This is a genomic window from Luteirhabdus pelagi, from assembly GCF_016827595.1.
Taxonomy (GTDB): Bacteria; Bacteroidota; Bacteroidia; order Flavobacteriales; family Flavobacteriaceae; genus Luteirhabdus; species Luteirhabdus pelagi.
Genome location: NZ_JAECMS010000002.1, coordinates 406,056 through 431,395 on the forward strand (window position 1 = coordinate 406,056; position 25,340 = coordinate 431,395).

General features: G+C 39.9%; 22 protein-coding genes. 2 read left to right on the forward strand and 20 right to left on the reverse strand.

Annotated elements, in window-relative coordinates:
- Positions 1-2 precede the first annotated feature (2 nt).
- From I4Q58_RS06650 to I4Q58_RS06710, 13 genes are read right to left on the reverse strand one after another with little or no spacing between them, the layout of a single operon-like run.
- A complete protein-coding gene (locus tag I4Q58_RS06650; protein WP_203295065.1) occupies positions 3-1,028 on the reverse strand; it encodes a polysialyltransferase family glycosyltransferase in 1,026 nt (341 codons plus the stop codon).
- A gap of 2 nt (positions 1,029-1,030) precedes the next feature.
- Complete coding sequence (locus I4Q58_RS06655; protein ID WP_203295067.1) at positions 1,031-2,263, reverse strand: lipopolysaccharide biosynthesis protein; 1,233 nt, start codon at positions 2,261-2,263, stop codon at positions 1,031-1,033.
- Between the two features lie 30 nt (positions 2,264-2,293).
- The gene (locus tag I4Q58_RS06660) at positions 2,294-2,806 is read right to left on the reverse strand and encodes a KdsC family phosphatase (RefSeq protein WP_203295069.1); all 513 of its coding nucleotides are present in this window, start codon (positions 2,804-2,806) and stop codon (positions 2,294-2,296) included.
- On the reverse strand, positions 2,796-3,839 hold the full coding sequence (locus tag I4Q58_RS06665) for an N-acetylneuraminate synthase family protein (protein WP_203295071.1): 1,044 nt from the start codon (positions 3,837-3,839) through the stop codon (positions 2,796-2,798). The genes I4Q58_RS06660 and I4Q58_RS06665 overlap by 11 nt, the downstream gene beginning before the upstream one ends.
- Positions 3,836-4,597 carry a cytidylyltransferase domain-containing protein gene (locus I4Q58_RS06670; RefSeq protein WP_203295073.1) on the reverse strand — a complete coding sequence of 254 codons (762 nt, stop codon included), beginning with the start codon at positions 4,595-4,597 and terminating at the stop codon, positions 3,836-3,838. Before I4Q58_RS06670 ends, I4Q58_RS06665 begins: the two co-directional genes overlap by 4 nt.
- 2 nt (positions 4,598-4,599) lie before the next feature.
- Positions 4,600-5,565, reverse strand: coding sequence for a hypothetical protein (locus I4Q58_RS06675; protein ID WP_203295075.1), 966 nt, complete (start codon positions 5,563-5,565; stop codon positions 4,600-4,602).
- Positions 5,566-5,596: 31 nt separating this feature from the next.
- Positions 5,597-6,448, reverse strand: coding sequence for a dTDP-4-dehydrorhamnose reductase (gene rfbD, locus I4Q58_RS06680; RefSeq protein WP_203295077.1), 852 nt, complete (start codon positions 6,446-6,448; stop codon positions 5,597-5,599).
- Complete coding sequence (gene rfbC, locus I4Q58_RS06685) at positions 6,445-6,993, reverse strand: dTDP-4-dehydrorhamnose 3,5-epimerase (RefSeq protein ID WP_203295079.1); 549 nt, start codon at positions 6,991-6,993, stop codon at positions 6,445-6,447. The genes rfbD and rfbC overlap by 4 nt, the downstream gene beginning before the upstream one ends.
- Positions 6,993-7,850, reverse strand: coding sequence for a glucose-1-phosphate thymidylyltransferase RfbA (rfbA, locus tag I4Q58_RS06690; protein WP_203295081.1), 858 nt, complete (start codon positions 7,848-7,850; stop codon positions 6,993-6,995). Before rfbA ends, rfbC begins: the two co-directional genes overlap by 1 nt.
- Positions 7,847-8,863, reverse strand: coding sequence for a dTDP-glucose 4,6-dehydratase (gene rfbB / locus I4Q58_RS06695; RefSeq protein WP_203295083.1), 1,017 nt, complete (start codon positions 8,861-8,863; stop codon positions 7,847-7,849). Before rfbB ends, rfbA begins: the two co-directional genes overlap by 4 nt.
- Positions 8,864-8,877: 14 nt before the next feature.
- The gene (locus I4Q58_RS06700) at positions 8,878-10,575 is read right to left on the reverse strand and encodes a DUF6909 family protein (protein ID WP_203295085.1); all 1,698 of its coding nucleotides are present in this window, start codon (positions 10,573-10,575) and stop codon (positions 8,878-8,880) included.
- A 36-nt stretch (positions 10,576-10,611) separates the two neighbouring features.
- A complete protein-coding gene (locus I4Q58_RS06705) occupies positions 10,612-12,105 on the reverse strand; it encodes a GH3 auxin-responsive promoter family protein (protein WP_203295087.1) in 1,494 nt (497 codons plus the stop codon).
- 2 nt (positions 12,106-12,107) lie between these two features.
- Positions 12,108-12,974 (reverse strand): M23 family metallopeptidase, encoded by an 867-nt coding sequence (locus tag I4Q58_RS06710; protein ID WP_203295089.1) that lies wholly within the window; start codon positions 12,972-12,974, stop codon positions 12,108-12,110.
- A 117-nt stretch (positions 12,975-13,091) separates the two neighbouring features.
- On the opposite strand from I4Q58_RS06710, the gene tatA reads away from it, so the two are divergent.
- On the forward strand, positions 13,092-13,286 hold the full coding sequence (gene tatA, locus I4Q58_RS06715) for a twin-arginine translocase TatA/TatE family subunit (RefSeq protein ID WP_203295091.1): 195 nt from the start codon (positions 13,092-13,094) through the stop codon (positions 13,284-13,286).
- 74 nt (positions 13,287-13,360) lie between these two features.
- Here tatA and I4Q58_RS06720 read toward each other — a convergent pair whose 3' ends face one another.
- The 3 genes from I4Q58_RS06720 to I4Q58_RS06730 all read right to left on the reverse strand — a co-directional run bounded on the left by I4Q58_RS06720 (position 13,361) and on the right by I4Q58_RS06730 (position 17,187).
- Positions 13,361-14,335, reverse strand: a complete 975-nt coding sequence (locus tag I4Q58_RS06720; RefSeq protein WP_203295093.1) for a DUF4837 family protein — start codon at positions 14,333-14,335, stop codon at positions 13,361-13,363.
- A 14-nt stretch (positions 14,336-14,349) separates the two neighbouring features.
- Positions 14,350-15,909 carry a lytic transglycosylase domain-containing protein gene (locus I4Q58_RS06725; protein WP_203295095.1) on the reverse strand — a complete coding sequence of 520 codons (1,560 nt, stop codon included), beginning with the start codon at positions 15,907-15,909 and terminating at the stop codon, positions 14,350-14,352.
- A gap of 90 nt (positions 15,910-15,999) precedes the next feature.
- On the reverse strand, positions 16,000-17,187 hold the full coding sequence (locus I4Q58_RS06730) for a phosphoglycerate kinase (protein ID WP_203295097.1): 1,188 nt from the start codon (positions 17,185-17,187) through the stop codon (positions 16,000-16,002).
- 73 nt (positions 17,188-17,260) lie between these two features.
- Between I4Q58_RS06730 and I4Q58_RS06735 the strand changes: the two genes are divergently transcribed.
- Entirely contained in the window at positions 17,261-18,412 is a 1,152-nt protein-coding gene (locus I4Q58_RS06735) for a DNA polymerase III subunit (protein WP_203295099.1), read from the forward strand.
- 150 nt (positions 18,413-18,562) lie between these two features.
- Here I4Q58_RS06735 and I4Q58_RS06740 read toward each other — a convergent pair whose 3' ends face one another.
- The 4 genes from I4Q58_RS06740 to I4Q58_RS06755 all read right to left on the reverse strand — a co-directional run bounded on the left by I4Q58_RS06740 (position 18,563) and on the right by I4Q58_RS06755 (position 25,270).
- Positions 18,563-19,417 (reverse strand): class I SAM-dependent methyltransferase, encoded by an 855-nt coding sequence (locus I4Q58_RS06740; protein WP_203295101.1) that lies wholly within the window; start codon positions 19,415-19,417, stop codon positions 18,563-18,565.
- A gap of 36 nt (positions 19,418-19,453) precedes the next feature.
- Positions 19,454-21,325 carry a tRNA uridine-5-carboxymethylaminomethyl(34) synthesis enzyme MnmG gene (mnmG, locus tag I4Q58_RS06745; protein WP_203295103.1) on the reverse strand — a complete coding sequence of 624 codons (1,872 nt, stop codon included), beginning with the start codon at positions 21,323-21,325 and terminating at the stop codon, positions 19,454-19,456.
- Positions 21,326-21,450: 125 nt separating this feature from the next.
- A complete protein-coding gene (gene ybeY, locus I4Q58_RS06750; RefSeq protein ID WP_203295105.1) occupies positions 21,451-21,864 on the reverse strand; it encodes an rRNA maturation RNase YbeY in 414 nt (137 codons plus the stop codon).
- The gene (locus tag I4Q58_RS06755) at positions 21,857-25,270 is read right to left on the reverse strand and encodes a DUF4175 family protein (protein WP_203295107.1); all 3,414 of its coding nucleotides are present in this window, start codon (positions 25,268-25,270) and stop codon (positions 21,857-21,859) included. Before I4Q58_RS06755 ends, ybeY begins: the two co-directional genes overlap by 8 nt.
- Positions 25,271-25,340: the final 70 nt, after the last annotated feature.

Genomic DNA, 25,340 nt, shown 5'->3' on the forward strand with positions numbered 1-25,340 from the left:
CTCTAATTTACGTTTTCCGACATAAAACTAAAGTTCAATTTTTTAAATAACGGTATCAATTCGTCGTTTTTCAAAGGATTGACAATAAATTGTACCTGCGATAAATTCTTTTCATAAAGTCGCGCACGAATATTAATAAGTGTGCTAGAGTCGAAGGCCGCAACGTACTTAGAACGCAGCGTTTCAAAATAAAGTGTTTCGGAGGTCATGGGCGTTCTCACTATTTCAAAAACCTTATCTGTCAATACAGAAGTAAAAAATGATTTAGGCAGCTGCTTTCCATTTCGGTGTGGTTTGTAGTATATCGTATTGAGTTCTGGATAAAATTCCTGTTTCCGTAACGTCTCAAGATAGGTTTTCAATGCTCTTTCAAAAAAAGCTTGTCCTAAAAGGTTTCCATACGATTCTTGACCAATTATATATAACGTATCGGAAAAATGCGCTACGGATATTTTCTCTACCGGAAGCTGTTCCGCATTCCTATCGATAAATGCAAATTCTGGAAAAGTAATATATTGCTTTTTCACATGATCATACCCCGCTCCAGACGAATGCCCAATATATCGTTTAAAATTTATTCCATAAAGCCGTGCTATGGCTTGCTTTAAAAAAAATTTAATAGAAGATATATTTTGAAGTGAGTGGTCGTAATAATTCAGAGTACCGTCCTCTACCACTATCGCTTTTCTTTCAGTGCCGAAACTAAAGAAAAGAAAATTACTCAACACATCTTCAATGTAAGAAGTATAGACGGTAACCGGCTCTGATTTCAGATCTGATATTTCTCCTATCATACCTTTATAGATTCGAATCTTATTTTTGATAGCTTCCACCTGATTAAGCTTAGATTTCGCCGTATTATTGAAAGAACAGGAAGCATTTACTATTCTGTCCCACATTGTTTCATCATAAGATACATCTGCACCCGCCATTAAAACGTAGGTGCCTTGTTCAATAAGCTCATGTCGAAGTAAGGTTTCGAAATTATTTACGTGGTGCTGTCCTAATGCTACAAAAATATGGTTCATGTTCAAATAGGTTGTTTAACGGCTCTTTTCCGTAACGCAAAGATGGCAATTCCCGTTACCAAAAATGCAATTCCAGCTCCAGTAATTCCGAAAAAATAACACAATGAATAAGTTGCGATTAGATTGATTCCACTGCCAATCAGAACGATTTCCAACAATTTTTTCTCACGATGTTTAATATAAAGATAGGAATGGTATAATAAAGATATATTCATTAAAAATGTTGCGATGTTCAATAAAACAATCAAATGCCAATACTCCATAAAGGAAGGTTTATTTTGCCACAGTAATACGGGATAGATAGCAATTAGTACTACGGCAAAGGCAATACCGGAATGAAGTACCAATAATCTTTTAAAGCGTTTTAACTTCCCTTCAAATTGAGTCGTTGTTGAACTTTCTATCAAATCTGGTAATTCGTAAGAAACTACAATAGTACTTACATAGATACCTATAACCATTGAAATGTTTGAGTAGAAAGAAAAAATACCGGCAGAAGCCTCTCCCAATAATCCTTCTACTATATAACGATTGGAATATTCTATTACTTTCAATGCAATCGTTGCCACATAGAAAATCATACTCACCTTTAATCCCTTCCACAACCAATCCTTTTTAAACGCTAAATTTGAAAACTCATTGAGAATTGCCTTTCCAAATATTAGGGCGGTTAACAGAATTGTTCCCACATTGAAGTACGCCCAGATTCCTAGGATATCGCCTAGGGATACCTGTTTTTTAAAAAATAGTATTAAGATAAGTACCATCGACGTCCAACCAGCTACTCGAATAAATAATAATGTATTGGCCGCCAAAACCTTTTTGAATGCTAACGATAATCTATATAACTCTTGATTAAAATGCTCTGTTATACATATCGTAAGGAGATAACCAGTGTATTGTGAAAAATAGTCGGTATTCTTAAAGGTAAAGTATCCTAGAAGGACGAAGATGAGGTACACCCCAAGGTAAAAACCAAAAGCGGTAAAAACCTTTGCTGAAGTATTTTCTTTTTTTAATAGAATATCCCGAATCGAAAAATTATAGAAATCGAAGCCTAATACAAAAATTGAAACTGTGATTGTAGTGGTGATAAGGGAATAAATTCCGTAGGTGCTTTCTATAAAATACTTTGAAAGATAGGTAAAGATCAAAAACTTTGCCCCCATGGCCGACATTCGAAAGAATAGCGAGCTAGCCTTATTAAGGGAAAGCGCCTGTTGTCGTGGTTGCATATGTTTTAGTGAATAATTTTTAACCCTATCTTAGAGCTTCTTTATCGTTTCTTCCAATAACCCATTTTCATCTAATATCCATTCCACAAATTCACGAAACACACCTTCGCCGCCTTTTTTAGCTAAAACGTGCTTAACGATTGACTGTATATATTTAGGGGCTGAGGCGGGTGATGCTGAGACACCCACTTTTTTCAACACTTCAATATCATTTAAATCATCGCCTATATAGGCAACATCATCTAATCGAATATTTAATTCGTCACAAATTGATTGTACTACTTGTAATTTGTTAGAAATTCCCTGAAACAAATAATCAACTTTGAGTTTGGCACCTCTGCGCGCTACGATTTCAGTTTTTTCGCCTGTAATAATACCTGTTGGAATATTGTGAAGTCGGCAAAAGAGAATTCCCGCACTATCATAAGTGTGGAACTTCTTCAATTCATTTCCCTGTTGGTCGTAATACATTCCTCCATCCGTCCAAACTCCGTCGATATCTGTTAAAACCAATTTTGGCAATGTTGGGCTACTATTTGACATACTTTGGATAGATTATTTCGTTTTTGGGAATAGCATTGGTTACCGTTTTACCTATAAGTTCAGATCTATCTATCCATTTTACTCCGTCGCCTGGACTTAAGAGGTGAATATCTTCTTCAGCAATAATGTCGCCAGGTGAAAGGTCCCTCTTTGTAGCTACGGAGCGTTCTAATTTTGTGCGTGCAGCTGCTACCCCCGGTTCTATGAACATTTCCTCTTTGCCCATCCATCGCTCGGCAATTCGGATATCGCGAACCATTCTTCGAACTCCCTCTGGCCCTAATGAACCTGCTTGGTCAGTTCCCTTCATACTACGATCGATGGTAACATGTTTCTCTACAATTTCAGCCCCCATTCCTATCGCTACTACTGGAGCAGAAATTCCAATGGTATGGTCGGAAAAACCGATAGTATAATCTGGATAATGCTTTTTAAGATAGGGTATCGTTTTTAAATTGAGATGATCGGGGTGCGTAGGATATTCTGAAACACAATGTAAGATTGAAATATTATGATGCCGCTTTGTAATTGTTTCTAGGGCTTCATCTAATTCTTTCTTGCTTGCCATCCCTGTCGATAGTATGATAGGAATTTCGGTTTCGGAGATCGCTTCTAATAGAGGAATATTTGTTAAGTCTCGACTTGCTACCTTCAAGAAATCGGGCTCAAAATATTTTAATAAGCTGGTACATCCTGGAGAACAAAGCGTTTCAACAAACTCCAATCCTAAACTCTTTGCATGCTTATATATCTCGAAATGCTCTTGATCCGACAACTCTAAATAGGCCCTGTGTTCTCCATATGTCTTTCCGAAACTATTTGGTGAATTATACGGATTGTTCATTTGACTGGCAGAAAGCTCTTCGTTCAAATCTCTTTTGGTAAGCTTTACTGCATTCATCGGATTTAAATCCAAATTGAATAAATTTTCCTGTACGGGTTTTGTAACCAGTTCTGTTATAAGCTTGGCGATATCGACAGAACCATTATGATTTTGTCCAATTTCTCCAATAATATAGGTTTCTTTCTTCATTTTAAATTTTTCTGCATTTCAAGATTCATAGTTCTTCTCCATTTTGGATACTTTGCAATCATTTCCACCAAGGGTTTGGTTTGAATAGGAATATTTTCTTTTTGGATTTCAGCATAGATTTCCTTCATCAAGTTGAAATCGTTAGCGGTATCTACAGTTAATCTTATATTGGAATGTTGCTCCACTTCGGGGTCAATTACTTCATAATGTATTTTAAATTCCTCAGGATGGGTATAGATAAAATTAGTAACATGTTCCCGATAAAGGGTATCATCCGTTTTTCGCCAAACGCACTTCAATGTTTCTTTCGTAACCGCTTCACCCCAAAATCCATATCCTGTTTTAATAGTTGGCAACCCATCACTAGTGGCATAACACCAATAGTCTACTGCTGCCAATTCGGAAGCCTTTATCATAAGTTCTAACCGCTGCATATCGAGCAATGGATTGTCGGCGCATATACGAATTACGTTATCGATGTCAAATGCTTCAGCGGCATTAATAAAACGATCCAAAACATCGTTTTCCGATCCACGATACAACATAACACCTTTTGATTCTGCTATATCAGCGATAGCGGTATCGTTTTCATTGGTCGTAGTAGCAACGATTATTGGGACGGACTCGAAATATGAAATCATGCGCTCGAGCAGCAATTCAAAAATACCTTTACCCTCATACAGCGGTCGTGTCATCTTTTGAGGCAAACGAGTAGACCCATTTCTCACTTGCATAATTATGCCACTCTTATTTACCATAATCAGTGTTTTTCGGCGATCGATTTCATTCCTTTGTATACATATCGCGCGAAGAAAACCATTGAGAAAAGAAATAGTAGCAGAATAGGAATTTTAATCTTATTGCTCAAACGAAAAGCTTCCGTATCAATCACATTATAATTAGCACTAACGACCTTAATAACAGCATCTTGGTCACGCTTCATTTTCTCCAGCTTCAATAATTGGTCTAGGAACTCTTGTTTGCGCGATAGCAACATGTCTAATCTACCATCATTTACATTAATCAATTGATCTACACCCGTACTTTCTCTAGTAGTAGCATTCACGATAGAATCTATTTGAGCCAATAGCTTTTCGTTTTCCACTATCTGTAGTTCAGTATTTTGTTGATATGCTTCTTTATACCGAATAAAATGATCGTTTTTGTTTAAATAATCAAATATTTTATTTGTAATAATATCTGATTTTTGACCAATAATCGTGAAGTTAAGTTTATGATACTTATAATTTTTACTTGTAGGAATACCTTCTAGAAATTCTTCTAGTTCCTGGTTCTGATATAAAATTCTAAAGGCCTCGATATATTCCTCAGATTTTGATAGAAAGTTGTATATATCAGGAATGGGTTCTGCTTCAATAGCTAAAAGGTCTCTGAAGTTTTGACCCATAATATCTTTTAGAAAAACCGAATCGTTTAGTATTATTTTACTGTTTAACTCATCGATAGATTCATAGAGATAATCAACGCTTTCAAAATTGGGGATAACAATAATAGTATTGTTATAGACATTTCTTTTACTTACATCTAAATAATACCCTACTCCAAACCCGATAATTAGAATCGCTACGCTTAGAATCCAATATTTTTTGAAAAATGCTATCACCAAAAAGATAGCTACTACGATACTCTTAAAAAAGTCGCCTACTTTTCGAAAGAGATATCCCAAGTCTACTTCCTCACTTGGATTATGTTCTGTATTATTCATACATATTTTATTTAAGGTCTTTATTCAATTTTTATAGTACTTGCAATACCGTTTGTAAAGCATCCTTCCAATCAACCATTTTAATTGAAAGCGCGTTTTGTATCTTTTCACAATTCAAGACACTGTAAACGGGCCGTTGCGCAAATGTAGGATAATGGTCGGTTTTATTTAACAAAATTTTATCTATTTGTCCAGTCGTTTCAAATATGGACTTAGCAAAGTCAAACCACGTGGCTTCCCCTTCATTACTATAGTGATACGTTCCATATCCATGGTCGTTGCTATCAATCGTTAGAAGTATTGCCTTCGCTAAATCGTTTGCATTCGTCGGGCATCCTGTTTGTTCTGTAGTGATGGTTAATTCCTTTTTTTCAGCCCCTAATCGTAACATCGATTTGAGAAAGTTATGACCGTATTGCGAATACAGCCATGACGTCCGAAAAATATAATGGCTCGGACAAGAGGCCCTCACATGCTCTTCACCCTGTAACTTAGAAGCCCCATAAATATTAATAGGTGCTGTCGCATCGCTCTCGCGATACGGACTTCCCTTTTTTCCATCAAAAACATAGTCAGTGGAAATATGAATCATGGTAACGTCATGTTCATTACAGGCATCGGCTACATTTCGCGCACCATCGGCATTCACTGAAAAAGCTACATCAGATTGCTTTTCCGCTTCTTCAACATTCGTATACGCTGCCGTATTGATACAATAATCGAAGTCATGAGTTTTGAAGTAAGCCTCTACTTCAGCGTATTTCGTAATATCCAATCCCGAACGGTCTTGAAAAACCATCATAAAGTTGGGAAACTCGGAAGCCGCATCACGAATACACGTGGCTAACTGACCCGATGCTCCTGTCACCAAAATTCGTTTCATTGTATCGCTTCCCGGAAAGTAGGTAATTGCAAGTCTTTTTTAGATAATTGTAACGTCTCATGTGGAAGATGCCAATCGAGCGATAAGGTTGCGTCATTATAAATAATTCCTCGCTCCGATTCCTTGTCGTAGTAGTTGTCACATTTATAAGCAAAAATCGATTCCTTGCTCAAGGTAACAAAGCCATGCGCAAATCCTTTAGGTACAAAAAGCTGTTCATGCTTTTCATCGTCAAGTATGATGGAGAAATGCTTACCGAAACTTTCACTTTCCTTTCGTACATCTACCACGATATCCAAAACTTTACCTTTTATTACACGTACCAACTTAGCTTGCGCCATTTCACCTACTTGAAAATGCAGCCCTCGCAACACACCATAGCCAGAAACCGACTGATTGTCCTGAACAAAATCAACATCCAAACCAGTAGCCTCCTTAAAGCGATTATGATTATAGGATTCGAAAAAAATACCGCGATCGTCTTCAAAAACCCGTGGCCTTACTATAAAACAGTCTTTTAGTGAAGTATCTATTCGTTCTAACATTAATCCAATTGCATTAAATGGGTCCCGTAGCCGCTTTTCAGTAAGGGTTTCGCCAATTTCCGTAGTTGCTGTTTTGAGATATAACCCATTTCGTAGGCCGCTTCTTCGATGGCGCCAATCTTAAGGCCTTGACGCTCCTCAATAACCTCCACAAACTGTGCTGCTTGCATCAGAGAGGCAAAGGTTCCGGTGTCTAGCCATGCCGTGCCTTTATCTAGAATACTCACGTGTAACTTCCCTCGTTTTAAGTATTCGTTGTTTACATCAGTTATTTCGAGTTCACCTCGAGCACTGGGTTTAATATTCGCAGCGATATCGACTACGTTATTATCGTAAAAGTAAATTCCTGGTACCGCGTAATTCGATTTGGGTTTTTTCGGCTTTTCCTCTATAGACAGTGCTTTGCCTTCTTCATCAAACGCTACCACACCATATCGTTCTGGGTCGTGAACATGGTAGGCATAGATAATGCCTCCATCAGGATCGTTATTCGATTGTAGCAATTCCTTTAACCCGCTTCCATAGAAAATATTGTCGCCCAAAATAAGCGCTACTTTATCGTTTCCTATAAAATCCTTTCCAATAATGAATGCTTCGGCCAAGCCATTGGGTTCTGCCTGTTCGGCATACTGAAATGAACAACCATAGCGCGATCCATCGCCGAGCAATTTTTCAAATAAGGGAAGATCCTCTGGGGTTGAAATAATTAAGATATCCTGAATCCCAGCATGCATCAAGGTTGAAAGCGGATAATAGATCATCGGTTTGTCATACACCGGCATCAATTGCTTGCTCACCGCCAAGGTTAAGGGGTGAAGTCGTGTGCCTGATCCGCCTGCTAAAATGATTCCTTTCATAATCGATCTTGGTTTTCCAAATACCATGTTACCGTCTTCCGAATACCACTCTCAAAGTTTTCCTCGGCCTTCCAGCCTAATTCCTGTTCAATCTTAGAAGCATCTATTGCATACCTGAAATCGTGTCCGGGACGATCCTTTACAAACGTAATCTGTTCTTTATACGATTGCTTCTTCGGTTTCAATTCATCCAAAAGCTCGCAAATCGTGTGAGCAATATACAGGTTTTCACGTTCATTACGACCGCCAACATTATAGGTTTCACCTACAATTCCCTTATCTAACGCCAGGTGAATACCACGGCAATGATCCTTCACATACAACCAATCGCGTACATTCTTTCCATCGCCATAAATAGGAATAGGTTCTCCTGAAATGGCTTTTCGGATAATGGTTGGAATCAGTTTTTCTTTATGTTGAAAAGGTCCGTAGTTGTTACTACAGTTCGTTGTTACCACCGGTAGCCCGTAGGTGTGAAAATAGCTTCTAACCAAAAAATCGGAAGATGCTTTTGAAGCACTGTACGGACTGTTGGGTGCGTATGGAGTCTTTTCGGTGAAAAGTCCTGTTTCTCCTAACGTTCCATATACCTCATCGGTTGAAATATGCAGAAAACGAGCATTTTTAAAGCTTTCCTTACTTTCATGTGGACCTTCCATCCAAGTACGATAGCCTTGTTGAAGTAGTGTGAAGGTTCCAACAATATTGGTCTCTACAAAGGCTTTCGGACCCGTAATACTATTATCGACATGGCTCTCGGCTGCAAAGTGGACTACTTTGTTGAATTGATGCTCCTCAAAAAGCGATTTCACCAATGCTTCATCACAGATATCGCCCTCGATAAAATGAAATCTTTTTTCGTTGGAAACCGCTTTCAAATTATCCAAATTTCCGGCATACGTCAACTTATCCAATACAAAAACCTCGGCATCGGTATTCTGTAGGAAGTAAATGACAAAGTTGGACCCAATAAATCCTGCCCCTCCGGTAATCAGTATATTATCGTTTTTCAAAATATTTTTTTAGATTATCCTAAAATCTGTTTTAACAGTTTTTGAGTGATTTTATAGGTCGGTTTCACGCCACTTGTACCCAATCCACCCGATGCTAATGTGCTACCCGTTTCCAATGGATTATCGGAAGCATAATATGCATATCGAACCTTCACATCCTTATTGATACTACCTCTAATTTCCGCGGCGGCCTGAATTGCTTTTTGGTAGTGCGCGCCTTCCATTTCCAATCCGATGACATTCCAGGTCGATTTGTGGAAAAATCGCAGCAAATCTCTGTTTTGAAGCGATGTTCCCAATACGGTAATCATGGTTCCTTCACAGATATTTAAATCGTCCTTTTCGAAATCCGCTTTCTTCAACTCGTTCTCGAATGGATAATTATCGGCGGTTCCTTCAAAAACATGGGCACTCGGAATCATCACATCGCCCTTTCCCCCTTCTAAAATACCTGCTTTTCCCATGATGGATACCGAATGTACATTCATCATCTGCTTTTGATCGTGAGCATCTCTATAGGGTTTCAACAATTCGTCCATCGTTTCGTAGGCCTGTTCACCAAAAGCATAGTCCATTACTACCAAAACCGGCGCTTCATTCTTTTCGCCCACAGTATTTCCTGTAAGATTTTTAATCACTTCCGCAGGAAATTTTGCACCATCAAAAACTTGAACATTGATATTTGTGCCACTTTCATCGGCTATGTAGATCATTCCATTGTCTAAAGCCAGTTTTTGCACTTTGTTTCGCAGCGCTCCATTTCCCGTGTTGCTTAGAGCTTCGAACAGTTCCATTTCCGACTTCTTCTTATGTTGTTTCCCCAAGGCATGTTGGGCAAAAAGTGTATTCATCACACTATGCATATTTGCACTAATGATGTGAAGTGGTCGTTGCAAAAGGCCATGCCCCGCCATTACCCCTTTAATATTACGTGCCCAGCGTTCCCCGTGAATATGGTGTCCTAGCCGTTCCCGAAGCACTGGGCTGAAAGTGATTATCCGTTTATCGTTATTGACAGCTTCAGCTATCGCAAGCTTTCCTAAATGATAGATGATGTTAAGGAAGCGGTGTGGATTCTTATCGGTTGCGAACTTTGAATATACAGCATTCACCTCTTCGAACGTTCGCCCTAAGAAGTTAGCCGTATGAGTTAAGGCGATTTCCTTCTCCTTTTGCGTCAATTTATCAATATTGGCAACAGCTGCTTCCAACTTTATCCAATCGCGAATAACAGAACCCTTTTCATTGATAAGTACCTGTTTCATTATTTTATGCGATTCGATAAAGAGAAACGTGAGGTGGGTAAGGATGTCGTAGATTTCAGAACGGCCGCGAGTGACCTCTATATTCATCTGTTCTGCATCAATACGGTAGCAATTTCGCCGTCTTTTCGAGGGAATGATGGCTTCAAAATGTGAATTCTTGTATCCTTCATCGCTAGTAAGGTTGATGTAGCGACATTCTTCGATTCCATTCGGCAAACGATCGATTACGTATAGCAATCCTTGAAGTTCAATCTTATCTTCAGATACGGATCCATAAATTTCTGGACGTAGCGTTAATAAAGCTTCCCGTAAGGTTTCTCCCGAAACACCCATCGGTTTATAGAAGCCACGGATAAATAAATGTCGCATGGTAATATACATGCGCTCGATAGCATTAGTGCTCTCCTGTGCCCGTGTTCGTTTATGGGAATGGTATACTAAACTCATGAATGCAAAGATACATTTATTTGAAGCGGTTCGATATTATCGAAGTTTTAAGAGTCCCTCTGCTATTTTACGGTCGTTAGAGAGACGCGGCACCTTATTTTGACCTCCTAATTTGCCTTGCGATTTCATATATTTTTGAAATGAATTTTTTGGAAGGGACGTTACTTTCAATGGCTGTAATATCTTCCCATCGATCAAATCGAAGTAATAGGAATTTTGCTGTTGCATCTCTTTGTCCAAGGTTTCAGAAACAGCTTTCATATCGGTAGGCACGCGCTCAAATTCTACTAACCATTCATGATAGGGCAATTCTCCTACGGTAGGGGATGTTTGGGGTGCTACAGTAAATTCTGAAATGGAAAAGTCGTGTTTTTCAAGCGCTTTTTGCATGGCGGCTTCTACTTCCTTTCCGATAACGTGTTCGCCAAAAGCTGAAATAAAGTGCTTAATTCTACCGGAAACGATTACTCTGTAGGGTGAAAGCGACGTAAATTGGACAGTATCGCCCACGTTGTATCCCCAAAGTCCAGCATCGGTAGAGATAATCATTACATAGTTGACTCCAATTTCAACATCTCCGATCGTAAGGCGTTTTGGTGTGGTGTCAAAAAATTCGTCTGCTTTAATAAACTCGTAAAAAATCCCTGAATTCAGTAATAGTAGCATTCCATTAGCGTCTTGTTTATCCTGAAAGGCGAAAAACCCTTCACTGGCGGGAAACAGCTCTATACTCGGTACTTTTCGTCCGATAAGGTTTTCAAATTTGGCACGATAGGGTTCAAAATTGACACCGCCATAGATGAACAGTTCAAAATTGGGAAAAAGATCACCCACAGCCTTTCCGGTAGTCGCTTTTAAGCGTTCGAAGTACATCTGCACCCAAGATGGAATCCCGCTTATGACCGTCATATTTTCATCTTTCGTTTCCGAAACGATGGCATCAACCTTAGCTTCCCAATCCGCGATACAATTGGTTTCCCAACTCGGCATTCTGTTTCGCTGTAGATAGCTAGGCACATAATGGGCTACAATACCTGATAAGCGTCCTGTCTTGATGCCGTTCTTTTCGCCCATTTCGGGACTGCCCTGAAGAAAGATCATTTTACCATCCACAAAATCGGCGTTCCCCGTTTCATTGATGTAACATAGAATAGCATTACGAGCAGCGCGAACATGATGCGGCATCGAATCTTTTGTAAGCGGTATATACTTGGCACCGCTTGTCGTTCCTGAAGTCTTGGCAAAATAAAGCGGTTTTCCCGGCCAGAGAATATCAGATTGCCCTCCAACCACTTTCATGATATAAGATTTCAGTTCCTCGTAGTCACGAACAGGAACTTTTTCCGCAAAATCGGCATAGGTTTTAATAGTTGAAAAGTCGTGATCCTTTCCGAATTCAGTGTATTTCGCTTTTTCAATGAGGGTTCTAAAAACCTTCTGTTGTGTTTTCTCAGGACTGCTGGCCCAACGATTGATTCGGTTAACGACGGCCTTGGCGAATATTTTAGCGGCTATTGACTTCGTGCTCATATTTAGTCGAAATCGATAAAGTTAGTTGGATTTAAGGGGTAACCGTCGCGCCAAAGCTCGAAATGAAGATGAGGTCCTGTACTCAATTCGCCTGTATTTCCAGTGGTGGCGATTACTTCACCCGCTTTGACCAACTCGCCCTGTTCTTTCGAAAGCTTTGAATTGTGCTTATAAACGGATAATAGGTTGTTACTATGTTCCAAAATTAGAACATAGCCCGTATCGGGAGTCCATCCCGCAAATACCACGGTACCATCGGCAGTGGCTTTTACAGGCGCATCCTTGATAGTTACGATATCGACGGCAAAATGCTTCTGGCGGGCGTCATATCCATCGCTGATATTTCCCTTTACAGGGGGAAACAACACTAAATCGGCTGGAGGTTCCGTGACTAACGGATTATACTTTTCTTCTTGTGCAACACGTTCCCGAAGTAAGGAATCTTGACTAGACGGTTCAAAATCGACAGGGGGGATAGAGCGGTTGGCCTCTTCAAGTATAGAATCTTTATTGAAATCGACCGTTTTAACGTCGCCTGTGAGCACTTTTCGTATCGAAGCAAGGTATTGTTCATTTACGTTAAGTTTCTGCTGTAGCGAGTCTGCTTTAAAGGTTAAATCGGTGGCACGCTTCTTCAAACGTGTAGAGGAATAGCCAGGAATATATTCTCGGAGTGGCGTGAAGGCGATAAGCAGGGTAGTGCCTGCAATTAGGAGCACTGCAGAAATAACTGTAAAAACAAAGACGTTTAAACGGTTTAACTTAAAAGAAAATCGTTCTTCGAAGGTATCTTCATTTAAAACAACCAAGCGATACTTGTGCAATAGTTTCCGCTTGATTTTTCTACTACGTTTTTCTTTTTCCGCCATCGTTTTTGCTTCGAAATACAAATATACAGGAATCCATTTCCCGTTGTAGCTAAACTTAACTCGAAAACGTTTTATCTAAGGAATTCTTGTTACCTTTGCCCCATAAATTATTTCAGCATGAACACGCTATTTATATTACCCTTAGCTATTGGCCCTTGGCAGATTGTATTGATTGTATTGGTAGTACTGCTATTATTTGGTGGCCGAAAAATTCCTGAACTCATGCGTGGGTTAGGAAGTGGGATCAAAGAGTTTAAGGATGCATCGAAAGATGAATCAAACGATAACAACAAAATTGAGGACAATAAATAGTCCTTTTTTAGAGTAGTAAATATGAAAAACGCCCGCTGTGACAGCGGGCGTTTTTGTTTCGTATAATTTGCGTTCTAATCGATCTGTGCCGACTTCAATATAGATTCCAATTCAAATTGTAAATCTCTTTTTTCAACAGAAGGAGCATAGGTGAAGCCTTCTAAAATTAGATAGCGATCGTTCTTCTCGTCGCGAACCGCATAGTTCACAAAAGGTCCTGCCATCCATTGTCCTTTTACTTCCCATGTTCCCTTGGTTTCATAAGCAAACTTATCATCGATAGTTGTGGTGAATAAATACGGAGCATACGCTGCCTCTGTGATGAATCGACCGTCATCTTCAACCGGAAGCAAACCGCCACCGATAGAGTCTCGCACTCTAATAATATCGCCAATTACCGCGCTATCCTTACCAATGGTATTTAAGGGTACTTCATAGACAAGGACATTGGTAGTCCCACTTTCTAATCGCTTCCGTAGCCAATAAAAATCTTCTCCCGAATGAGCTACTTTATATGCGGAAGGAACACTTAAGCGAACTCCAAAATAGTCTCGTAACGAATCTAATTTCATGGCTGAGATCTTCGTACGCTTCTGACGTTCCTTTATTTCAGACATCTTAAGCGATTCGATCATTTTTTCTTGCTTCATTTCAATAAGCTCGACAATATCTTCCTCTGTTTCCCCCGTGATAATAACACCTGTTTGGGGTCTAGCATATTCGTTCTTCGCAATTTTAACCGCATTTTTATCTCCTTTCTGAACCAACAGGAAAATTCTATTGTTTCGTGCAAAGCCAGTAAAAACTGATGGATCCATCTGATTCATGGAAAAGAGCGGTTCATCTTGTGGCAACCCGTCCGTGGGTGCCGCAAAGTATTCACGAATCGATTCGCCCACAGGCCCTTCCCAAAGCTCGTTGGATACCACTACCTGTAAATGATTGATATTTCCGACCGATTCAGGTTTGTAGGTCGTCTTCTTTCCGCTACCTTCATCGCAGGCTGTTAAGAATACTATTGAAATGAGAAATAGATAAAGAGGTTTCATAGGTTGGAGTTGATTTATCCTTTTTGGATCTTAAGTTTCATACCTGGTTTTAGCGATGTACCACTAATACCGTTCCATTTTTTCAAATTACTTACTGTAACACCCGGAAATTTTTGTGAAATACTCCACAGCGAATCCCCTTGCTTTACCGTATATAATCGTACATCGTCTGAGACCTTCTCGGTCTTTGCCTGCGAATTGTTACGCGCGATTGGCTTCCGTGGGTGAATCGTTAAACGTTGTCCTATTCGCAAGTTGTTGCTTCTAAGTCCGTTCCACCGCTTGATCTGACTAACGGTGACACCATATTTTTCAGCAATTTTACCGAGATAATCGCCGCTTCTAACACGATATCTAATCCGGTCGGGGTGCTCGAAAAGTTCTGGCAAAGGCTTTTCTCGTTCTGCTAGTTCATTCTTTGCATATTCATATATTGCTTCTTCATGACTTACGAAAACACCAACGGCGTCAATCGGCAATCGCAGCACGTATTCTTCATCTTCAATTTTTGGAATAATACCCAATCGATATGAGGGGTTCAGGTATTCCAATTCCGCTTTATCTAGATTGGTCACTTTAGAAATCTGATCGAACGTAATCATTTCCTTCACATGAATCGTATCGGTAGCAATAAATGGATATTTCGGACCATGACTCTTGAAACCGTGCTCTTCAGCATATTCAAAAATATACATGGTGGCTAAGAAGGCGGGTACATATCCTGCTGTTTCACGTGGAAGAAATTTTCGAATATTCCAATAATTTTTCTTCCCACCGGATCGTCGGATAGCCTTCGAAACATTCCCGGGACCACTGTTGTAGGCCGCTAAGGCCAAATCCCAATCGCCAAGACTGCTATAAAGGCTTTTTAAGTATTTTGAAGCGGCTTCTGTAGCCATAATGGGATCGGTACGTTCATCGACATAGGAATTCACGTCCAAGCCAAATATTTTTCCTGTACTAAACATAAATTGCCAAAGGCCGGTGGCACCGACTCGAGAGACGGCTCTCGGATCCAAAGCAGATTCAACTACGGCCAAATATTTCATTTCTAAAGGAAGGCCATGTTTGTCCAATTGCTCTTCAAACATCGGGAAGTAGTAATCGCTTAGCGCCATAAGACGGGCCATGGTTTCTCTGCGATTTTTGAGATATCCCTTAATGACACTTTCCAATGAAGGATTGTACTCCACATTAAAAGGTGTTCGGGCATTCAAGGCTTGTAAGCGCTGTTTTAGCACCTCTGTCGATAATTCATCATATTCGACGTCTTCAAAAGATTGGGATTGCACCATTCCGTACATTTCTTCAAATCGGCCAGAAGCGTACAATTGTGAAAGCCATAAGCTATCGATAGCTCTTGCGTGCGCCATGTCTTCCAAAGAAAAAATGGTGGTGTCTTTTAACTGTGTCGCTACAACTGTTTGGGGTAATTCAGATGCTATGGGTGTTACGGGTATACTATCTACAACCTGAATTGTTTTCTTGGTAAGAGTGTCCTTTTTCTTTGTCTTTTGGGCAAAGATGGGGATACTTATTGCTAAAGTAAGGGCACATGCCAGTAGGTTCTTCATGGTCTCAACACATATGAGATTATTATTAAATGCCTAAAATAGTGAAAATTGATTAGGCAGTATATATTCTGAAACGCAAGTGCGCAATAATTATTCCATCAACGCTTTTATACCTGGTAATGTTTTACCTTCCAACATTTCAAGCATCGCGCCACCACCCGTAGAAACATAGCTTACCTTATCGGTAAAATTAAATTTTTTCACGGCAGCAACGGAATCGCCTCCTCCTACCAATGAAAATGCACCGTTTGCCGTAGCTTCTGCAATAGCATTTCCGATGGCAATGGTTCCTTGGGCAAAGGGCTCCATTTCGAAAACGCCAGCAGGTCCGTTCCACAAAATAGTATTGGATTCCTTGATAACCCTAGCAAAATATTCATTGGTCCTTGGCCCGGTATCGAGCCCCATCCAGCCTTCTGGAATGGCATCGGCAGCACTATCGTCGGTAGTGGCAAATTCAGAAAAACTATCCGCAATAATCGCGTCGACGGGTAGATGGACTTCAACACCTTTCTTTTTAGCCATTTCAAGAATTTCCAACGCGAGTTCCTGCTTGTCGTCCTCTACTAAGGATCCGCCAACAGAACCTCCTTGGGCTTTTATAAACGTAAATGCCATTCCCCCACCGATAATGAGATGGTCGATAGGATCTAAGATGCTTTCCAGCACTGTTATTTTGGATGATACCTTTGCGCCACCAATAATTGCAGTAACAGGTGACTGGCCATCGGTAAGTACTTTTTTGACATTTTCAATTTCTGAAGCCAACAATAAGCCAAAACATTTATTTTCAGGGAAAAACTCAGCGATAACGGCTGTTGAGGCATGAGCTCTATGAGCCGTTCCAAAGGCATCGTTTACATAGTAATCGCCTAACTTCGAAAGTTTTTCGGCAAAAGCCTTATCGCCCCGTTTCTCTTCTTCATGATAACGTAAATTTTCCAATAGCAAGATTTCACCAGGTTGAAGCGATGCTACCTTTTCCTCCACTGTTTCTCCTACACAATCGTTAACAAAGTGAACCTGAACACCCAATATTTCCGTTGCAGCGTCCACTACGTGTTGCAAAGAAAACTCGTCTTCCCGGTCTTTGGGTCGTCCTAAATGCGACATCAAGATACAGCAGCCATCGTCTTCTAGGATGTTGATGATTGTTGGTTTGGCCGCTTCAATTCGAGTGGTATCGGTTACCTCCATGTCATCGTTCAACGGCACGTTAAAATCCACTCGAATCAATACTTTTTTTCCCTTGAAATTTATATCGGATACTGTTTTCATGTATGCTTGTTTAAGTTACAAATATAGGCTTTTTAGAAGCGGACGCAGAATCAAAAAAACTGTAGTTTTGCGTATGGATTTTTCAGATATTATCGGTCATAAGCATTTGGTTTCCCATTTGGAAACAACCATTGCCCAAGGTCGTATTCCCCATGCACAATTATTTATCGGTAGCACCGGAACGGGAATTCTACCCATGGCCCTTGCCTATGCCTGTAGTATTTTGAGTGAAGGTCATCAGAAGGACAGTTCAAAAACGCAAGAAGTCCGAAAACGCGTAGCGACCTTATCGCATCCTGATCTACATTTCGCCTTTCCCGTTAATAAAACAGAAACCGTCAAGGATAAAAAACCGGTTTCCTCCATGTTTATGGATGAATGGCGTGCCTTTGTTGCAACCAATCCGTATGCAACTTCTTTTGAATGGCTACAGCAATTGGGAATTGAAAACAAACAAGGTATCATGAGGGTTGAAGAAGCCTCTGAAATACTCAAAAAACTATCTTTAAAATCTTTTGAAGGTGGGTATAAGGTAATGATCATTTGGATGCCTGAAACCATGCACCGAGACGGCCTGAATAAAATTTTAAAATTGGTGGAAGAGCCGCCTGCGAAGACCGTTTTATTGTTTCTTACTGAAAATGAAGAGCAATTATTGACAACTATTCAATCGCGTTGCCAGAAATTAAATTTTCCCCCATTAGCGGAGGAAGATATCGCGCAAGCACTTATACATACAAAAGGCATTGCCGAAAACGAAGCTAAAAAATTTGCCCACAGAGCTGACGGTAATTTTAATAGAGCCTTGCATTTAGTTGCCGAAGATGGTGAAGACGTATTGTTTGAAGCCTGGTTTATTGAGTGGGTTCGAGCAGCATTTAGGGCGAAGGGAAATATTCAGGTATTAAATGAATTACTTCAATGGAGCGAAAAAATGGCAGGCACCGGAAGGGAAACCCAAAAAAAGTTTCTTGGTTATTGCGTTGAAACATTCCGTCAAGCATTATTGCTTCAATACGGTGCTCCACAGCTAACGTATTTTGAAGCTAAAGATTCCAAATTCTCTTTGGAAAAATTCGCTCCTTTCGTGCATCATAATAATATTTTTGAAATTGTGAAAGCACTTGAGGATACTTCATACCACATCGAACGGAACGGTAATGCTAAAATTTTATTTACCGATTTGTCGATTTCCCTTACGCGATTAATTCACACAAAACAGTGATATTATTATTTTTTATTGACCCTACCTGCAAAGATAAATTTTAACTATTACAAAGAAGCTGTTTTGGGGCTGTTTAAGAGGGTTTAATGGAAATGGACGGTGAGTTAGAGGCGAATTAGACGAAAACAACTTAATGCGGCTTATTTCGGCTTAATGTGACTTCTTAAAGACATAAATCAAGGAGGAATACTCTTTTGACTGCCATGCGGCTACATTTGACCGTAATCCTATCCAAAACGCCTTTAATGAAAACCAATTTCCAGTTTTATACTTTTCAGAAAGTAGACTGACATAAAACGAATCGAAAATCATGGGCTTTGTTTTGATAAGCTGAAATTTTTTTGCAAACAATTTTTTAAGGCTTTTTCTAGAAAAATGATGAAGGTGTCTAGGAACATCGTAAGCGGCCCAAAATTCTTTATAATATTTTGCATCGTAACTTCTGAAATTCGGAACGGCTACTATCAAAATACCATCTGGCTTCAAGAGCGCATAAAGTTTTTCAATTTGCGATTCTAAATTTGGGAGATGTTCCAATACATGCCACAATGTAATAACGTCAAATTTCTGATTCTCGATATTTTCCACATCATCTATAAGTCGTAATGACTTTTTCTCAGCTAATTGTCTCGCGTTTATATTCGGTTCGACCCCCGAAACGTTCCATCCCCTATTTCGAGCTTCCACCAAAAAATCGCCAGTCCCAGCTCCAATATCCAATATGTTTTTTGAGGATGATTTATTGTACGAATCAATCAGTTTGCACTTCGATTTTAGTGAATACTTTTTCACCAAATTGTATAGAAAAGAGTTAATACCTTTTTTTGAATCGGTATGCGATATGTATTCATCGCTCTTATAATAGTCACCTAACCTTTTTTCTTCTGGTTGCGGAAAAGTAATCAACATCTCATATTCCGGATCATATAAAAGCTCGAAAGATTCTCCGGAAACCAGAAAATCTTTCGTTTTTAAATAAGATTGTAATGACTCTTTTTCTATCATAGATTGGATAGTGTTCCACGTGGAACACTTCAAAATTTATCGGCCCATATAAACCAACATCACTGAGATATCATTTGGTGAAACTCCACTTATACGCGAAGCCTGTGAAACGGTTGCCGGACGGATTTCCTTTAGCTTTTCACGCGCTTCGAAAGAAAGCGACTTTAATTTTGAGTAATCAAAATTCTCGGGAATCTTTATCCCTTCCAGACGGTTCAACTTATCTGCATTATTCTTTTCCTTTTCGATATATCCAGAATATTTAATCTGAATCTCCGCTTGTTGCAACACTTCACTATCCAACTTTTGCTCCTGAATATACGCTTCCACATCAGGAATTTTGCGCATATCCTTCATGTCGATTTCGGGACGTTTAAACATTTTAAACATCTTATCGCTTTGAGAAACCTCCGCAGAATCCTTCTTCATTAAAATTGGATTGGCAACTTCAGGTGCCACACTGGTTTCCTTGAAAAATTCTACAAGGGCCTTTGAATCCTTTTGCTTTTCCTCCATACGTCGCATCCGTTTTTCGGAGGCTAGACCAATATCAAATGCTTTTGGTGTTAATCGCAAATCTGCATTATCCTGTCGTAATAGCGTTCTATATTCTGCACGTGATGTAAACATTCTATACGGCTCCTCCGTTCCCTTCGTAATTAAGTCATCAATCAAAACACCGATATAGGCTTCGTTTCTTTTTAAAATCAACGGCTCTTTCTCCTGAATTTTTAAACTGGCATTAATACCCGCCATCAATCCTTGCGAAGCAGCTTCCTCATAGCCTGTAGTACCATTAATTTGTCCAGCAAAATACAAACCGTCCACCAATTTAGTTTCCAACGTATGCTTCAATTGCGTAGGCGGAAAATAATCGTATTCAATGGCGTAGCCAGGACGGAAAAACTTCACATTCTGAAAACCATCACATTCTTTTAGTGCTTTAAATTGCACATCCTCTGGTAACGAAGTTGAAAAGCCATTTACGTAATATTCGACCGTATCCCAGCCCTCAGGTTCCACAAATAATTGGTGACGATCCTTATCCGCAAAACGATTAATCTTATCCTCAATGGAAGGACAATAACGCGGTCCAACACTTTGAATAGCTCCGTTAAACATCGGGGAACGATCAAACCCTTCCTTCAATAATTCATGCACCACCGAACTTGTATGGGACATATGACATGAACGTTGATTTGTAAGCGGCTTCGTTTCATCGGAAAAAGAAAACTTTTCCGGATCCTCATCGCCTGGCTGTGGAATCATCTTCGAAAAATCTAATGAACGACCATCCACTCGCGGCGGTGTTCCTGTCTTCATTCTACCGGAATCAAATCCAAGATTCACCAAATCGGCCGTAATCCCTGTCGCTGCTTTTTCACCAGCACGACCTCCTCCTAATTGCTTTTCACCTATATGAATCAACCCATTTAGAAAGGTTCCGTTTGTCAAAATAACTGTCCGCGCCCTTACGGTCAATCCCAGGGAAGTCTTTACACCTACAATTTTATTATTCTCTACAAGTATACCGGACACCATTTCCTGATAGAAATCCAAATTAGGCGTCCTCTCCAACATCAAACGCCACATTTCGGAAAAGCGCATTCGGTCGCTCTGTACCCTAGGGCTCCACATAGCGGGCCCCTTAGATTTATTCAACATTTTGAATTGGATAGCCGTCCTATCCGAAATGATACCACTATAACCACCCATAGCATCTATCTCACGAACAATCTGTCCTTTTGCTATTCCGCCCATAGCGGGATTACACGACATTTGTCCGATATTCTGTAAATTCATGGTAATTAATAGGGTTTTCGAACCCATATTTGCTGCGGCAGCCGCGGCCTCTGAACCAGCGTGACCAGCGCCAACAACAATAACATCATATTCCTTTTCAAACATACATTCAACTTAATGTTCCACGTGGAACAATTTACTTCTTCTTCATCTAAAATTTAAGCGTGCAAATATACTAAATAACTCATAATCAACAAGTTAAACATTATATAAATCTGAATATCAAGAGTTTAGGATAGAAATTTCTTCAAATAACGGTCCTCTAATGCTCGCATTTGTTCTTTTTCCTCTTTTGACGCATCTTCATGTTCGCATAAATGAAGTATTCCATGAATCATAACGCGACGCAGCTCAGCATCAAATGTCACCTTAAACGTTTCAGCATTCTCCTTTACTCTATCCACACTGATATAAATTTCACCATGCAATTCCTTTCCTAAAGAATAATCGAAAGTTATAATATCCGTATACGTATCGTGGTTGAGGAACTTTTCATTCAACTGTAGAAGATAATCGTCATCACAAAAAACATAGGTTAGGCCGCCTACCTGAAAGCCTTCTTCTTTAATCGTATTCGTTATCCACTTCACGAATGTGTCCTCATGCTGAAGATGAAAGTCGGTTTCGCTATAAAACTCAATCATTATCCTGTTTGAAATACGTTTGCACCTTCTGTTTAAATTGAGGCGTCAAAGGTAAAGCCTCACGATTCAAAATTTCGGTAGTATTGAAATATTTTTTAATGGTTTCATATGAAGGCTGCACTGTATTGATATAACGCTTTCGGTTGGTTTCAGATTCGCGCCGACTTTCCTGCCCCTGTTCAAAATCGGCTTCCTCCAATTTCAACAATTCATATTTTAGGTTCAACATTTGTTGAAGCGTTCGTTCATTGAAGCCTTTATCTAACAATTGCTGTTCAACCGATTCCATTTTCTTAAGTAAATCACCCCCACGCCCTTGAAGACCTTCCTTACTCAATCGATCTTGAAGTTGCTGTCGAAGTTGTTGTTGTTCCTTATAAATTTCATATAACTCACCGTTTAAATCTTCACCATTTTCACCATCCTGCTCACCATTACCTTTACCATTCTGACCAGATCCACTTTGGCCCTCACCAGACCGGCCATTTTCGCCATCCTGACCTTGCCCATCACCACCGTCGCCCTGCTGACCTTGTTGTCCTTCGCCTTGTTGACCACTACTGCCATTCTTCTTACCCATACCTTCTTCCATCTTCTTTTGCAGACTTTCTTGCTTTTCAATAATATCGGGCAATTGGAATCCTCTTCCTTGCCCCTGCCCTTGTCCCTGACCTTGGCCTTGACCCTGTCCAGAACCGGACGCCTGCATCTGCATCTGGTTTTGCATGCTCTTCAATAATTCGCTTAACAAAATCGCCAATTCATTCGCACCAGTAACACTGTATTGTTGATTCGCGATTCCCTGACGCATCTGATTCTCTGCAAGTCGTTCTAAGGACTTATCGATATTATACTGTACCTCGGTAAGGGCTTCGTTTATCGGAGCGCTAATCATCGGCTGTCGCAATGATAGGGCAAACAAGCTATCGTCTACGTGCTCAAAGTTTTGCTTTAATTCATTCTGAACTTTTAATCGTTTACCAAAAATCGGATTCCCATATTCCGTTTCTTTGAATTCTTCCATCAAATCTTCCTGTTCAAAAGAAAAAACCACCAGATTATCTAATATTTGACGTAGCATATCGACATCTTCATCTAAGGTTTCCATTTGGCCCTGCATCATTTGGGCTTGCATCTTTTTGCCCATCTGTTTCATTTTCTCGCCAGCCTTCTTCTGATTTTGTTTCGCCCCCTGTTTGTCCTGCTGCCCTAATTTTTGAGTGGCCTCCTGCTGCTCCTGTTTCACTTGCTCTTCACCCTTAGCATCCTTAGGGATATCCATAGGGTTCTTCAGCCCTTCATTTTCCTTTTGGAGTTGTTCCATCTCCTCTTGGTACTCCTCAAACTTCTTATTTAGCTCTTCTTGTTTCTCTTGCGTATTTTCATCCTCTGGCGACTCGGAAAGTTTTTCCTGTTCCTCGCCCATCTTATAGAGCTCGTCGGCCAACTTTTCGGCTTTCTTAGTAACGTAATAGCGCTTTGTGAGTTCGACTAATTGCTCTAGATTCTTTTCTTGATTCTTGTTTCGTTTTGAAAGATTCTCGAGTTTTTCCGTCAATTCTTCCTTTTGAATTTTTTCCTGAAGCTTTTGAAGTTCGTCTAATAGCTTTTCATTTTCCTCCAACTTTTGCTCATTCTCCTCCAAGCGTTCTTCCAATTGTTCTTTGAACGGATCCTTTTCTTCATTCTCGGGTTGAAATTTTTCCAAATTCTCCTTCATTTCCTTGGAGAACTTCTTCATCATTTCTTCCTGTTGCTGCTGTCGTTTGATGAAGTTTTCAAGTTTTTTCTTATCGTTCCAATTCAATTCCTTCTTTTCCTTTTGGGTTTTGGATAACTCCTGAAGCGTTTGTTGCTGTTTTTTCATTTCTTCCAAGGTCTTGTCCATTCCCTGAACCGTATTTTCCTGCTCCTTCAACTGCTCTTTTTCCAATTCTGAAGCAGTCAGGTTTCGAAAGGAAAAAACACTGCTTTTACTTGACTTTCCATTACGTAAACCATCGTTATCAAACACTTCGAAGTAATATTCATACACGACACCTTCTTCAAGTGGCAAGTCGGCAGGAAAGGCATACGTAAACTGGTCGACCGTTCCAGAACCAATAGTCAAGTTCTTTGAAGCCGCATTTTCGCGATTTTCAATGGGATAGTATACCAATCGCAACTTGCTCAATCCGTAATCGTCGCTTACCTGTCCTAAATGATACATCGCCTGAACAGCGGTACTATCCTTTTTCGATTGTACTTCAATCTTTGGATACGCATCCTTTATCACCTTGATATCGAACGCCAGATTTTCATACTCGCGTAATGCTTTATTGGAAGTCGTAATAGCATAGGGCAAAGAGGAAAATACGCGCTGTTGTAAATCGAAGGCATTTTCACCACCTGAAAAATTAAAAGTGCTATCCTGAGTGACCAATTGCACCTGCTCGGTATTTTTGGTTTTCACCTTCCATTGAATACGTGTACCTTCTGGAACCGTAGCATTTCCAGTACTTTGAAGCGTTTCATCCCGTTTTTGCGTATAGCTGGGATAGTCTAACACCATTTCAAAATTTTGAAGTGAAGGGGTTTTTATTACAGTAAGATTATAGGGACGTGACGTGACTTTTGGTCCTAACAATTGAAACGAAATATCTTCCATCGGCTGAGAAAACGTATACCGAAACTGTCCTGGCGCGGTTTGTTCCAAATAATATTGTTCTTCCCCGTACTGAATCTGGACATTCTCGGGCAACACAGTCCCTTGTGTTTGTACTTCAATGGTGAAGGGTTGATTTTCGATTGCCTGAAGACTATCATTGCGAACTACGAAAGAAAACGGTGCCGGTGGTTCATACGCAGTCTCGTAATTGACCACTCGTTCGTAACTGGTGGAAAACAAATCCTTTCCCCCCAACAAGCTGAATAGAATATATAGCACAACAGGAATGGCCGCATACTTCAGATACCGAAGGTTTGTCTTGAAGTTAATGGCAGATTGAAACGGAATGGGTTGCAGTTCGCCTGCTTTTTGGTCGATACTGGCCGCTAGAAGTTCACTTTCCCTTCTATTCCGATTTAGTTGAATAACGTTCAACAGCTTATCGCTTACTTCGGGGAAATGATTTCCGATAATATGTGATGCCTTTTCATGATCGATTCCTTTTTGAAGTTTGAAAAGCTTCAACAGTGGAAAAGCGATAAATCGTGCAAACAAAAGCAATTCGACTCCAATAAACAGCCAAAATAGAATCGTTCGTCCGGTGGTACTCAGCCAAAGAAAATGTTCAATTAATAAGGTTGCGAGAAAGTAGAGCAGCCCAATAGAAAAAAAGAGGATCACACCCTTGATTAATTCATTGGTGTAAAACTTTCGAATAAAGTGCTCCAGCTTGCGCTGAATTATATGGTATGTGCTCATACGGAGGCCAATCTCGGGTTATTTTCAGAACTTATAAAATTACAAATTATTATCTTGTTCTGTATAAACC